Source organism: Streptomyces sp. SID5910, assembly GCF_009862125.1.
Taxonomy (GTDB): Bacteria; Actinomycetota; Actinomycetes; order Streptomycetales; family Streptomycetaceae; genus Streptomyces.
On record NZ_WWHX01000288.1, the window covers coordinates 1 to 13,909 of the forward strand.

Genomic DNA, 13,909 nt, shown 5'->3' on the forward strand with positions numbered 1-13,909 from the left:
CAGGGGCGCGGGGAACTGCGCGACGAGCCACGACGGGCCCGCGCGCGGCACACGACCTCAGCCGCCCCGCCGTCGGAGACCTCCGTAGACTGGGGTCCGTGAGTGACATCCCCGGTGAGAACGAGCCGTCCGATCCCCTCGACTCCTTTGACGAGATCATCGACGCGGAGACCACCCGCGACCCCGATCTCGCCGTCATCGAGGCCGGCAGCCGTACCCTGCGCACCCAGGGCGGCCCCCCGCAGGCGGACGTGCCCGGGCGGCCCGAGGATCCCGAGGTGGACGCGGCGCTGCGCGGGGTCGAGGCCGAGCTGGCGACCCGCTGGGGCGAGACCAAGCTGGAGCCGTCCGTCGCCCGGATCGCCGCGCTGATGGACGTACTGGGGGAGCCGCAGCGCTCGTACCCCTCCATCCACATCACCGGCACCAACGGCAAGACCACCACCGCCCGCATGATCGAGGCCCTGCTCGGCGCCTTCGAGCTGCGCACCGGGCGGTACACGTCGCCGCACGTGCAGTCGATCACCGAGCGGATCAGCCTGGACGGGGCGCCGATCTCCGCCGAGCGGTTCATCGAGACGTACGAGGACATCAAGCCGTACGTCGAGATGGTGGACGCCCAGCAGGAGTACCGGCTGTCCTTCTTCGAGGTGCTGACCGGCATGGCGTACGCCGCGTTCGCCGACGCGCCCGTGGACGTCGCCGTGGTCGAGGTCGGGATGGGCGGCTCCTGGGACGCCACCAACGTCATCGACGGGGACGTCGCCGTGGTGACCCCCATCGACCTGGACCACACCGACCGGCTCGGTGAGACGCCCGGCGAGATCGCGACCGAGAAGGCCGGCATCGTCAAGCAGGACGCCACCGTGATCCTCGCCCAGCAGCCGGTGGACGCCGCGCAGGTGATGCTGAAGAAGGCCGTGGACGTCAACGCCACCGTGGCCCGCGAGGGCCTGGAGTTCGGCGTCGTCGCCCGCGAGGTCGCCGTCGGCGGGCAGCTGGTGACCCTGCGCGGACTGGGCGGCGAGTACACCGAGGTCTATCTGCCGCTGCACGGCGCCCACCAGGCGCACAACGCGGCGGTCGCGCTGGCCGCCGTCGAGGCGTTCTTCGGCGTCGGCGCGCAGCGCCCCGACCCACTGGACATCGACACCGTGCGCAAGGCGTTCGCCGCCGTCGCCTCGCCGGGCCGGATGGAGGTCGTCCGGCGCTCGCCCACCGTCGTGCTGGACGCCGCGCACAACCCGGCGGGCGCCCGGGTCACCGCGGAGGCCGTGGGCGAGGCGTTCCAGTTCAGCCGGCTCATCGGCGTGGTCGGCGCGAGCGGCGACAAGAACGTGCGCGGGCTCCTCGAAGCCTTCGAGCCGGTCTTCGCCGAGGTCGTCGTCACCCAGAACTCCAGCCACCGCGCGATGGACGCCGACGAGCTGGCCGCGATCGCCGTCGAGGTGTTCGGCGAGGACCGCGTCCAGGTCGAGCCGCGGCTGCCGGACGCCCTGGAGGCCGCGATCACGCTGGCCGAGGAGGAGGGCGAGTTCGCGGGCGGCGGTGTGCTCGTCACCGGTTCCGTCATCACCGTCGGCGAGGCCCGACTGCTCCTGGGAAGGGGCTGACGTCCCGTGCGTACGCTCTGTGCTTCGACCCTGATCGGCGAGTTCTTCCTGATCGGCTTCGCCGGACTGGTCGCCATGAAGGACCCCGACCTGTCCATGGCCACCGTGTGGACGGTCAGCGGTGTCGCGATGTTCCTGTGCGTGGCGCTGTGCGGCGTGGTGACCCGGCCGGGCGGTGTCGCCTTCGGCTGGGCGTTGCAGATCGCGCTGATCGCCTCGGGCTTCGTCGTGCCGACGATGTTCTTCATGGGCGCCGTCTTCGCGGCGCTGTGGTGGGCCTCCGTGCACTACGGGCGGAAGATCGACGAGGCGAAGGCGAGGTTCGCGGCGCAGGCCGAGGACGCCGCACCTGACGCTGCGTGACGGCGGCCGCGACACGCCCGGTAACCTCTGTCATCACCGCGTACAACCGCACGCTCGTCCATTCCAAGGAGCCCTCGTGACCCAGCGCACCCTCGTCCTGCTCAAGCCCGACGCCGTCCGTCGTGGCCTGACCGGCGAGATCATCAGCCGTATCGAACGCAAGGCCGGCTGGCAGATCACCGCGCTGGAGCTGCGCACCCTGGACGCCGAGACGCTGGAGCAGCACTACGGCGAGCACAAGGGCAAGCCCTTCTACGAGCCGCTGGTCGCGTTCATGTCCTCCGGGCCGGTCGTGGCCCTGGTCGTCGAGGGTGAGCGGGTCATCGAGGGCGTGCGCGCCCTGGCCGGCCCGACCGACCCGATCGCCGCCGCTCCCGGCTCCATCCGCGGGGACTTCGGTGTCATCGTCCGGGAGAACCTGATCCACGCCTCCGACTCCGAGGAGTCGGCCGAGCGCGAGCTGAAGATCTTCTTCCCGGGCCGCGTCTGAGCCTTCCGGGGCTGCTCCGGGACACGCCGGACAGGTTTTTTTCTGACAGGACGTCAGCCGAATGGCCGCGGGCCGACCGGGGCGGTCGCGTAAAAGCGACCGCCCTGTGGCATATGCGCGCCTGTTCGGGGGAACGGATGCCACCGTTGGCCCGTCTCCACAAGCGAGGCGGTGCGCCATCTGCTGACAATGGCGAAGACCCTCGCGCAGTGTTCGCGAAAGCGCGTCTACGATGGAAGCCTCCACGCGTCACTGCACCCACCTCGCCGACCTGAAAAGCCCTCAAAAGCTCCTGGGAAGGCCAGTCGAATCCTGATGGGGAACTCAATGTCGTTCATCGGCCGTGACATGGCTGTCGACCTCGGGACCGCCAACACGCTGGTGTACGTCAGGGGTCGCGGGATCGTACTCAACGAGCCGTCCGTCGTCGCGATCAACACCAACACCGGTGGCATCCTCGCGGTCGGCGCCGAAGCGAAGAAGATGATCGGGCGCACGCCCGGCAACATCGTTGCCGTGCGTCCGCTGAAGGACGGCGTGATCGCCGACTTCGAGATCACCGAGCGGATGCTCCGCTACTTCATCCTGAAGATCCACAAGCGGCGTTATCTGGCTCGTCCGCGGGTCGTCGTCTGTGTGCCCTCGGGCATCACCGGCGTCGAGCGCCGCGCCGTCATCGAGGCGTCGTCCCAGGCCGGCGCCCGTCAGGTGCACATCATCGAGGAGCCCATGGCCGCGGCCATCGGCTCCGGCCTGCCGGTCCACGAGGCCACGGGCAACATGGTGGTCGACATCGGCGGCGGCACCACGGAGGTCGCGGTCATCTCGCTCGGCGGCATCGTCACCGCCCAGTCCATCCGCGTCGCGGGTGACGAGCTGGACAACGCGATCATCCAGCACGTCAAGAAGGAGTACAGCCTTCTGCTGGGTGAGCGCACGGCCGAACAGATCAAGATCACGATCGGTTCGGCGTACGACCTGGACTCCGACGAGCACACCGAAATCCGCGGCCGGGACCTCGTGTCCGGACTGCCCAAGACCGTCGTCATCTCGGCCGCCGAGGTGCGCAAGGCGATCGAGGAGCCGGTCAACGCGATCGTCGACGCCGTCAAGACGACCCTCGACAAGTGTCCGCCGGAGCTGTCCGGCGACATCATGGACCGGGGCATCGTGCTGACCGGCGGCGGCGCGCTGCTGCGCGGCCTCGACGAGCGGCTGCGCCGGGAGACCGGTATGCCGATCCACATCGCCGAGGACCCGCTGGACAGCGTGGCGCTCGGCTCCGGAAAGTGCGTCGAGGAGTTCGAGGCGCTCCAGCAGGTGCTGGACGCCCAGCCCCGCAGATGACGTGACACTTCGGTTCCGCCGTACGAGACGATCTCCTCTCGTGCGGCGGATCGTTGATATAGAGACATAAGACAAAGGGACATGAGACGCCCACAGTGCCCGGACCGGACGAGACGGGCGTCCGCTGTGAATCCCCAGAATTCCTGAACACCGCCACGTAATTCCCGAATTCCGACGAGGAAGGCACGGCCGCCGCACGTGAGGGACACGAAAGAGAGCCGGCTGCTCCTGGTGCTGCTGATCGCGGTCGCGTTCGCGCTGATCACGGTCGACATCCGCGGTGGGGAGGACTCCCCGGTCGACGGCGCCCGGCAGGCCGCGGCCACCGTCTTCGGCCCGATCGAGAACGGGGTGTCGTCCGCGGTCGACCCGGTCGGCAACGCGGTCTCCGCGATCCGCGACTCGGGCGACCGGCACGACCGGCTCGCCGCCCTGGAGACGGAGAACGCGGCCCTCAAGGCGAAGCTCGGCAGCGACGAGCGCGGCCGCAGCCGCCTCAAGCAGTTCGACAAGATGCTGGGCCTGGCCGGCGCCGGCCAGTACGGCATCAAGGGCGCCCAGGTCATCGCCATAGGAGCGGCCCAGGGCTTCTCCTGGACCATCACCATCGACGCCGGCGCCAACGACGGCATCGAACGCGACATGACCGTCCTCAACAGCGACGGCCTGGTCGGGCGCGTCACCACCGTCGGCCCGGGCACGGCGACCGTGCTCCTTGCCAACGACCCCGACTTCACCGTCGGCACCCGGATGGAGGCCGGCGACGAACTCGGCTTCGCCTCCGGGCAGGGCGACCGCCCGCTGCGCGTCGAGCTCCTCAACGGCAAGGCCGACGTGAAGAAGGGCGACCGCCTCGTCACCTTCGGCTCCCAGGCCGACAAGCCCTTCGTGCCCGGCGTCCCGGTCGGCACCGTCACCCGCGTGGACCCCTCCGGCGGCGACCTGACCCGCACCCTCTACGTCACGCCCTTCGCCTCCTTCACCAAGCTCGACATCATCGGCGTCGTCGTCCAGGCCCCGGCGAAGGACCCCCGCGACACGGTGCTCCCGGCCAAGCCCCAGCCGAGACCCACGCCCACCGTGACGGTGACCGTGACGCCGTCCGCCGAGGCGCCCGCCGACGGCCAGCCGCAGACCGAGCAGCCCGAGCAGTAGGAGCTTTCACCTCATGCGCGTCAACCGGATCCTGCTGTCCGTCGCCCTGGTCGTCGTCGCCCTGGTGATCCAGGTCAGCGTCCTCGCCCGCCTCCACCTGCCCGGCGCCGTCCCCGACCTGATGCTGCTCACCGTCCTCGGCCTCGCCCTGGTCTACGGCCACGTCGGCGGCGCCCTCGTCGGCTTCGGCGCCGGACTCCTCGCCGACCTCGCCCCGCCCGCCGACCACGCCGCCGGACGCTACGCCCTCGTGCTGTGCCTCATCGGCTACCTGGCCGGCCTCGCCAAACCGGACAACGGCCGGCTCCGCTCGGCCACCGGCCCGATGGTCGTGGTCGTCGCCGCCGCCGTCGGCACCACCCTGCTCTACGCCGGCGTCGGCGCCCTCGTCGGCGACACCGCCGCCCGCCATGTGGGCCTGCCCGGCCTGCTGTTCACGGCCGCCCTGTACGACCTGCTGCTCGCGCCCTTCGTGGTGCCCGGCATCATGGCGCTCGCCCGCCGCGCCGAGAACGATCCGCTGGCCGAGGCCGGCTCCACCGCCCAGAGCACCGACATCTCCTCCGGCTGGCTCTCCTCGGGCACCGGGCTGCGCATCGGACAGCAGCGGAGCGGACTGCGGGTGAAGGCGGCGCGGGCCCGGGTGGCCCGGGCCGGACGCATCAAGGGGGTCAAGCGGCTGTGACGACGCGCCGGCACACCACGACGGGGCAGCACACCACGGACAGCACGCACTTCGCGAGGGGGAGGCAGTGACCAACATCCCCGAGACCGGTCGGAACACCCGCGTCCAGACCCGCCTCGTCGTCATCCAGATCCTGGTCCTCTCCCTCCTCGGCACACTCGGCGGACGGCTCTGGTACCTCCAGATCCGCCAGGGCGACGAGTACGCCAAGGAAGCCTCCGGCAACCACGTCCAGCAGGTCGTCCAGCCCGCCACCCGCGGCTCGATCCTGGACGCGCGCGGCGTGGCGCTCGCCGACAACGAGACCCGCCTCGTCGTCTCCGCCTCCCGCACCGACCTGCTGAAGATGAAGGACGACGGCAAGGCCGTCCTCACCAAGCTCGCCGCCGTCCTCGGCATGCAGCCCCAGGACGTCATGGACAAGGTCCGGCTGTGCGACGCCAAGACGCCGCAGCCCTGCTGGAACGGCTCGCCCTACCAGCCGATCCCCGTCACCGACGAGGCCACCCCCAAGCAGGCCCTCCAGATCCGCGAGCGCGCCGAGGACTTCCCCGGCATCACCGCCGAACCCATGGCCGTACGCCGCTACGCAGCCCCCGGCAAGTCCAACACCGCCCAGGTCCTCGGATACCTCTCCCCGGTCACCGACGAGGAGATCCAGAAGGCCCAGGACACCGACTCGCCCTTCCTGCGCTCGGACCAGGTCGGCCGCTCCGGCCTGGAGCGCCAGTACGACAAGGCGCTGCGCGGCAAGGCCGGCGTCACCCGCTACGAGGTCGACAACCTCGGCCGCGTCATCGGCGAGGCCGAGTCCGACGCGGGCGTCCCCGGCTCCAACCTCGTCACCAGCATCGACTCCCGCGTCCAGCGCGTCGCCGAGTACGAGCTGAACGAGGCCATGAAGACCGCCCGCAAGGAGATGGACCGCAACACCGGCCGCACCTACGAGGCCGACGCCGGTGCCGTCGTGGTGATGGAGGCCAAGACCGGCCGCGTCGTCGCCATGGCCTCCAACCCGACGTACGACCCGAACGCCTGGGTCGGCGGGATCTCCGCGAAGGACTACAAGAAGCTCACCGGCAAGGACTCCAACTACCCCCTGCTGAACCGGGCCATCCAGGGCCAGGCGGCCCCCGGCTCGATCTTCAAGGTCGTCTCCTCGGCGGCCGCGGTGGAGGCCGGGTACGACTTCGACGGCAACTACGACTGCTCCAGCGCCTACAACGTCGGCGGCCAGGTCTTCAAGAACTTCGAGTCGGCCAACGAGGGCGCGATCAGCATCGGCCGCGCCCTGGAGCTGTCCTGCGACACCGTCTTCTACCGCCTCTCCCACGAGCAGTGGAAGAAGGACGGCGGGATGAACCCGAAGAAGCCGAACGACTACTTCTACAAGGCCGCCCACCAGTTCGGCCTCGGCAAGGAGACCGGCATCGACCTCCCCAACGAGGTCACCGGCCGCGTCCCCGACCGCCAGTGGAAGCAGGACTACTGGAAGGCCAACAAGGACGCCTGGTGCAAGACCGGCAAGAAGGACGGCTCCTACGTCGAGCGGATCTCGTACGAGAACTGCCTCGAAGGCAACAAGATGCGCGCCGGTGACTCCATCAACTACTCCATCGGCCAGGGCGACACCCTCGTCACGCCCATCCAGATGGCCACCATCTACTCGGCCATCTCCAACGGCGGCACCCTGTGGAACCCGACCATCGGCAAGGCGGTCGTCAGCCCCGACGGCAAGCAGGTCGACGAGATCGCGCCCCAGTCGCACGGCAAGCTGCCGATAAACAGGACCACGCTGGCCAAGATGGACGACGCCCTCGCCGGCGTCGCCACCCGCGGTACCGCCGCGTGGCGGTTCGGCGGCTGGCCGCAGGACGAGATCCCGATGCACGCCAAGACGGGCACGGCCGAGGTCTACGGCAAGCAGACCACCTCGTGGTTCGCCACGTACACCAAGGACTACTCGATCGTCATGACGATCTCCCAGGGCGGCACCGGCTCCGGCGCCTCGGGACCCGCCGTCCGCAACATCTACGACGCGCTGTACGGCGTCTCGGACGACGGCGAGATCGACGCGAGGAAGGCGCTGCTGCCCCAGCCGGCCAAGAGCCTGCCGAAGATCAAGGCGGACGGCACCATCACCTCCCCGAAGGTCTCCAAGGACCCGGTGAAGGACCTCCAGCCCACCGAGAAGGCCACGGAGGAGGGCGGCGACGCCCCCGCCGGACAGCAGGACCAGGACCAGCAGGCGACCGTGAACCCGCCCGACACCGAGAACCGGCAGACCCGCAGGCGGAAGCGGAGGGCACGCTCATGACCGGAGCCAACAGCTTCCAGGTCTCCGGATACGGACCCGAGCGGGCCGGCTGGACCCGCGTGTTCGCCCGCGATTCCCTCGCCCGGCGGCTCGACTGGCCGATACTGCTGGCCGGCGTCGCGCTGTCCCTGCTGGGCTCGCTGCTCGTCTACTCCGCGACCCGCAACCGCACCGAGCTCAACCAGGGCGACCCGTACTACTTCCTGACCCGGCACCTGCTCAACACGGGCATCGGGCTCGCCCTGATGGTCGGCGTCGTCTGGGTCGGCCACCGCGCCCTGCGCACGGCCGTGCCGGTCCTGTACGGCGCCTCCCTCTTCCTGATCCTGCTGGTGCTCACGCCGCTCGGCTCGACCATCAACGGCGCCCACTCCTGGATCAAGCTCCCCGGCGGCTTCTCCCTCCAGCCCTCCGAGTTCGTGAAGATCACGATCATCCTGGGCATGGCGATGCTGCTGGCCACCAGGGTGGACGCGGGCGACCGGGCCTACCCCGACCACCGGACCGTGCTCCAGGCCCTCGGCCTGGCCACCGTGCCGATGCTGATCGTGATGCTCATGCCCGACCTCGGGTCGGTCATGGTCATGGTCATCATCGTGCTGGGCGTCCTGCTCGCCTCCGGCGCCTCCAACCGGTGGGTCTTCGGGCTCCTCGGCACCGGCACCCTCGGCGCGCTCGCCGTGTGGCAGCTGGGCATCCTGGACGACTACCAGATCGCCCGCTTCGCCGCCTTCGCCAACCCCGAGCTCGACCCCGCCGGCGTCGGCTACAACACCAACCAGGCCCGCATCGCCATCGGCTCGGGCGGCCTCACCGGCTCCGGCCTCTTCCACGGCTCGCAGACCACGGGCCGCTTCGTGCCCGAGCAGCAGACCGACTTCGTCTTCACCGTCGCCGGCGAGGAACTCGGCTTCCTCGGCGCCGGGCTGATCGTCGTCCTGCTCGGCGTGGTGCTCTGGCGCGCCTGCCGGATCGCCCGGGACACCACCGACCTGTACGGCACGGTCGTCGCCGCCGGGATCGTCGCCTGGTTCGCCTTCCAGGCCTTCGAGAACATCGGCATGACCCTGGGCATCATGCCGGTCACCGGCCTGCCCCTGCCCTTCGTCTCGTACGGCGGCTCGTCGATGTTCGCCGTGTGGATAGCGGTGGGCCTCCTTCAGTCGATCACCGTGCAACGGCCCATGTCGGCTTAGGCACCGACCCGGCCGGCGGTGCGGGGGGACCCGCCGGCCGGGTTACGCTGAATGGTCCCCCCAGCCAGCACACAAAGGTTCCGTGAGATGCCTGCCGAAGCCGCCGAGTCTGTGTTTCCGCAGCTCGAAGCTCTGCTCCCGCACGTGCAGAAACCGATCCAGTACGTCGGCGGAGAGCTGAACTCCACGGTCAAGCCCTGGGACAGCTGCGACGTCCGCTGGGCCCTGATGTACCCGGACGCCTACGAGGTCGGCCTGCCCAACCAGGGCGTCATGATCCTCTACGAGGTGCTGAACGAGCAGCAGGGCGTCCTCGCCGAGCGCACCTACAGCGTGTGGCCGGACCTGGAGGCCCTGATGCGGGAGCACTCCGTCCCGCAGTTCACCGTCGACAGCCACCGCCCGGTCAAGGCCTTCGACGTGTTCGGGCTCTCCTTCTCCACCGAGCTCGGCTACACGAACATGCTCGCCGCCCTCGACCTCGCGGGCATCCCGCTGGAGGCCAAGGACCGCGGCATCGACGACCCGGTCGTCCTGGCCGGCGGACACGCCGCGTTCAACCCCGAGCCGATCGCCGACTTCATCGACTGCGCCGTCATCGGCGACGGCGAGCAGGCCGTCCTGGAGATCACCGCGATCGTCCGCGCCTGGAAGGCCGAGGGCCGCCCCGGCGGCCGCGAGGAACTCCTGCTGCGCCTCGCGAAGACCGGCGGGGTCTACGTCCCCGGCTTCTACGACGTCGAGTACCTCCCCGACGGCCGTATCGCCCGTGTCGTGCCGAACCGCAGCGGTGTCCCGTGGCGGGTGAGCAAGCACACCGTCATGGACCTCGACGAGTGGCCCTACCCCAAGCAGCCCCTCGTCCCGCTCGCCGAGACCGTCCACGAGCGCATGTCGGTCGAGATCTTCCGCGGCTGCACCCGCGGCTGCCGCTTCTGCCAGGCCGGCATGATCACCCGCCCGGTGCGCGAGCGCTCCATCACGGGCATCGGCGACATGGTCGAGAAGGGCCTGAAGGCCACCGGCTTCGAAGAGGTCGGCCTGCTCTCCCTCTCCTCCGCGGACCACTCGGAGATCGGCGACGTCGCCAAGGGCCTCGCGGACCGGTACGAGGAGGACAAGATCGGCCTGTCCCTCCCGTCGACCCGCGTGGACGCCTTCAACGTCGACCTGGCCAACGAACTCACGAGGAACGGCCGCCGCTCCGGCCTGACCTTCGCCCCCGAGGGCGGCTCCGAGCGCATGCGCAAGGTCATCAACAAGATGGTCTCGGAGGAGGACCTGATCCGCACCGTCGCCACCGCGTACGGCAACGGCTGGCGCCAGGTGAAGCTGTACTTCATGTGCGGCCTGCCCACCGAGACCGACGAGGACGTCCTCCAGATCGCCGACATGGCGACCCGTGTGATCGCCAAGGGCCGCGAGGTCTCCGGGTCGGGCGACATCCGCTGCACGGTCTCGATCGGCGGCTTCGTGCCCAAGCCGCACACCCCCTTCCAGTGGGCGCCGCAGCTGTCGGCCGAGGAGACGGACGAGCGCCTGGCCAAGCTGCGCGACAAGATCCGCGGCGACAAGAAGTACGGCCGCTCCATCGGCTTCCGCTACCACGACGGCAAGCCCGGCATCGTCGAGGGCCTGCTGTCCCGCGGCGACCGGCGTACCGGCGCGATCATCCGCGCCGTCTACGACGACGGCGGCCGCTTCGACGGCTGGCGCGAGCACTTCTCCTACGACCGTTGGATGGCGTGCGCCGACAAGGCCCTGGAGCCCTTCGGTGTGGACGTCGACTGGTACACCACCCGCGAGCGCTCCTACGAGGAGGTCCTGCCCTGGGACCACCTCGACTCGGGCCTCGACAAGGACTGGCTGTGGGAGGACTGGCAGGACGCCCTCGACGAGACCGAGGTCGAGGACTGCCGCTGGACCCCGTGCTTCGACTGCGGCGTGTGCCCGGCGATGGACACGGAGATCCAGATCGGCCCGACCGGCAAGAAGCTCCTGCCGCTGTCCGTGGTCAAGTAGGACCGGTCCGCCGGGGGAGGGATCCGGACGGGGCCAGGCGGCGTCTGTGCGGGTATGGACCTCGAGAAACCGCCCCCCGGCGGGCATGAGCGGCAGCCGGACCGCCGGTCGGACGCCGAAGGATGTCTCACCGTGGCGATCCGGATCCCCGTCCGGATCGTCGTGCTGGTCCTGGTGGTGCCGGTCCGCCTGATGTGGGACGCGCTCGTCGTCGGCGGGCGCGTTCTGCGGGACACGGTGCTGCGGCCCTTCGGGCGGGCGCTGGCCTGGCTCGGGCGGGCCCTGTTCGTGTGGCCGGCCGTCGGCCTGTGGAGATACGTCCTCGTACCGGTGGCCCGCGGCGTCGCCTGGCTCGGCAACGTCCTGCTCGTCGTAGCGGCGGTGTGGCTGTACCGGTGGGTGCTGACGCCCGTCGGACACGCGTTCCTGTGGGCGGCCAGGGGAGTGGGCACCGTGCTCGCGGCGGCGGGACGCGGACTGTACGCCGCCGGCGCCTGGCTGGGGCGGTATCTGGTCGTCGTGCCCGCGATCTGGCTGGGGCGATACCTGGTCGTCGTGCCCGCGATCTGGCTGTACACCTGGGTGCTGACGCCCGTGGGCCGCGCGATCGCCTGGTGCGGCAGGGGGGTCGCCTGGTGCCTGGGCATGGTCGTCACCGGAGTCGGCACCGCGCTGTACTGGACCGTCCGCATCCTGCTGGTGCTGCCCGCGCTCGCCCTGTGGCGGTGGGTGCTGGCGCCCTTCGGGCGGGGCCTCGCCGTCGTCGGACGCGAGATCGGCGCCGCCCTCGGGCACGCCTGGCGGATCGCCGGGTACGTCTCGCTCGCCGTCGGCCGGTTCCTCGGCACCCTCTTCCGCCTGCTCGTCGGGGACCCGGCACGCTGGGCGTACCGCACCCTCCTGACGCCCGTGGGCCACCTGGTGCGGGACGCGCTCTGGCGCCCCGCCGCCGCGGGCTCCCGCGCCGTGGGCCGGGTCGTCCGGCAGGCGCTGGCCGACGTCCGCGGCTCCGTCCGGCGGGCCCGCGCCGACGTACGGCGGGCCCTGTTCGGGGAACCGGCGAAGAAGGTGCCGGTGGACCGGAGGGAACCATCCGCGGCCGGGGCACGTACTCTTGGTAGCAGTACGACCGCTCTCACGAAGGACTGAACGACACTGGGCAAGCGACAGCCCGAAGGCCCGCCGCCCGTACCCGCGGTGCAGCGCATCCGACTGCGTTACACCAAGCGCGGCCGCCTCCGGTTCACCAGCCACCGTGACTTCCAGCGCGCCTTCGAGCGTGCGCTGCGCCGCGCCGAGGTGCCCATGGCGTACTCGGCGGGGTTCACCCCGCACCCGAAGGTGTCGTACGCCAATGCCGCACCCACCGGCACGGGCAGTGAAGCGGAGTACCTGGAGATCGCGCTCACCGAGGCGCGCGACCCGGAGCGGCTGAGGCTGCTCCTCGACGAGTCGCTGCCCGCCGGGCTCGACATCGTCGACGCCGTCGAGGCCCGGACCTCCGGGCTGGCCGACCGGCTCACGGCTTCCGTGTGGGAGCTGCGGCTGGACGGCGTGGACCCGGCGGACGCCGAGCGCGCCGTGGCGGCCTTCGGCGCGGCCGAGACCGTCGAGGTCCAGCGCCGCACCAAGAACGGCGTCCGTACCTTCGACGCCCGCTCCGCCGTCGTGAGCCTCGAGAACACGACCACCACCAGTGATGTGCCGGCTGATAGGCCGACCGACCGGCCTTGTGCGATACTGCGGCTGGTTGTTCGGCACGTGACGCCTGCCGTACGACCCGACGACGTCCTGTCCGGTCTTCGCGCCGTGGCCGACCTGGCGCCGCCGGTCCCCGCAGCGGTGACCAGGCTGGCGCAGGGGCTGTTCGATGAAGAGACCGGCGCGGTGACCGACCCGCTCGCGCCCGACCGCGAGGCAGCAGCGCCCGAGCCGCAACCGGCCGCCGCTGCTGCCGCCGCGAAGGCGCCGGCGTAAGGAAGGTTCCGCACCGGGACGAGCGTCGTAGCGCCGCCCTCGAACTCGGGAGCCACCTGGGTCGGGCAGCGCACCGACCACAAGACTTTCGCCAGGCCGTGCACGACAAGGGGTACGGAACCGGCGAGACAAGACACGGAGAGCTCCCGAGCGGCGCCCGCGCCCCGGACGGCGGCGACCGCGCATCGCGCGAGCCGCGGACGTCACCGGCGGTCGACACGGTCGATCCCGGACCGGGTGCGGCGCCCGGGAGCCTGACGGGAGAAACCCCCGCATGCTCGAACCGACCGAATCCGCAGAGTCCGCGACTTCCTCGACGGACTCCGAGTTGAACACCCCCAGCGACACCCTGCCGCCGCGTCGTCGGCGCAGGGCCGCGTCCCGCCCGGCGGGACCGCCGTCCGGCGCCTCCGGCGCGCAGGCGGAGACCGTCGAGCCGGCCGAGGCGTCCGCCGTGGCCGAGGAGCCGGAAGAGGCCGCCGCCGAGACGCCTGAGACGCCCGAGCCGGTCGCGGAGCCGGTGTCCGCCGGCCGTCCGCGTCGCCGTGCCGTGCGCCGTGCCTCCGCCCCCACCGGGTCCCCGACGGCGGCCGAGGCGGCCGAGACCGTCGTTCCCGTCGCGCCCGCCGCCGAGACGCCGGCCGAGCCGGAGCCCGCCGCGCCCGCCGAGACCACCGAGGACGCGGCTCCCCGCCGTACCCGCCGGCGTGCCACGCGCACGGTGACCTCGCCCGCCGCCGTGCC

General features: G+C 70.9%; 11 protein-coding genes and 1 pseudogene. All 12 read left to right on the forward strand.

The window, feature by feature from the left end; translation table 11 throughout:
* The first annotated feature begins 98 nt into the window (after positions 1-98).
* Positions 99-1,613, forward strand: a complete 1,515-nt coding sequence (gene folC / locus GTW67_RS09970) for a bifunctional tetrahydrofolate synthase/dihydrofolate synthase (protein WP_161164439.1) — start codon at positions 99-101, stop codon at positions 1,611-1,613.
* Between the two features lie 6 nt (positions 1,614-1,619).
* Positions 1,620-1,976: a DUF4233 domain-containing protein gene (locus GTW67_RS09975; RefSeq protein ID WP_161164440.1), complete on the forward strand. Its 357-nt coding sequence runs from the start codon at positions 1,620-1,622 to the stop codon at positions 1,974-1,976.
* A gap of 76 nt (positions 1,977-2,052) precedes the next feature.
* Positions 2,053-2,466 (forward strand): nucleoside-diphosphate kinase, encoded by a 414-nt coding sequence (ndk, locus tag GTW67_RS09980; RefSeq protein ID WP_161164441.1) that lies wholly within the window; start codon positions 2,053-2,055, stop codon positions 2,464-2,466.
* 327 nt (positions 2,467-2,793) lie between these two features.
* Positions 2,794-3,813, forward strand: a complete 1,020-nt coding sequence (locus GTW67_RS09985; RefSeq protein WP_030381728.1) for a rod shape-determining protein — start codon at positions 2,794-2,796, stop codon at positions 3,811-3,813.
* Positions 3,814-4,011: 198 nt separating this feature from the next.
* Positions 4,012-4,968 carry a rod shape-determining protein MreC gene (mreC, locus tag GTW67_RS09990; protein ID WP_161164442.1) on the forward strand — a complete coding sequence of 319 codons (957 nt, stop codon included), beginning with the start codon at positions 4,012-4,014 and terminating at the stop codon, positions 4,966-4,968.
* A 13-nt stretch (positions 4,969-4,981) separates the two neighbouring features.
* A complete protein-coding gene (mreD, locus tag GTW67_RS09995; RefSeq protein ID WP_161164443.1) occupies positions 4,982-5,653 on the forward strand; it encodes a rod shape-determining protein MreD in 672 nt (223 codons plus the stop codon).
* Positions 5,654-5,720: 67 nt separating this feature from the next.
* The gene (gene mrdA, locus GTW67_RS10000; protein ID WP_161164444.1) at positions 5,721-7,970 is read left to right on the forward strand and encodes a penicillin-binding protein 2; all 2,250 of its coding nucleotides are present in this window, start codon (positions 5,721-5,723) and stop codon (positions 7,968-7,970) included.
* Positions 7,967-9,166 carry a rod shape-determining protein RodA gene (rodA, locus tag GTW67_RS10005; RefSeq protein WP_161164445.1) on the forward strand — a complete coding sequence of 400 codons (1,200 nt, stop codon included), beginning with the start codon at positions 7,967-7,969 and terminating at the stop codon, positions 9,164-9,166. The genes mrdA and rodA overlap by 4 nt, the downstream gene beginning before the upstream one ends.
* Positions 9,167-9,253: 87 nt before the next feature.
* A complete protein-coding gene (locus tag GTW67_RS10010) occupies positions 9,254-11,188 on the forward strand; it encodes a TIGR03960 family B12-binding radical SAM protein (protein ID WP_161164446.1) in 1,935 nt (644 codons plus the stop codon).
* 54 nt (positions 11,189-11,242) lie between these two features.
* Positions 11,243-12,337 (forward strand): phosphatidylglycerol lysyltransferase domain-containing protein, encoded by a 1,095-nt coding sequence (locus tag GTW67_RS10015; RefSeq protein ID WP_161164447.1) that lies wholly within the window; start codon positions 11,243-11,245, stop codon positions 12,335-12,337.
* A 48-nt stretch (positions 12,338-12,385) separates the two neighbouring features.
* Positions 12,386-13,165, forward strand: coding sequence for a TIGR03936 family radical SAM-associated protein (locus GTW67_RS10020; protein ID WP_161164448.1), 780 nt, complete (start codon positions 12,386-12,388; stop codon positions 13,163-13,165).
* A 328-nt stretch (positions 13,166-13,493) separates the two neighbouring features.
* A pseudogene (locus GTW67_RS10025) lies at positions 13,494-13,909 on the forward strand (Rne/Rng family ribonuclease); the annotation flags it as partial.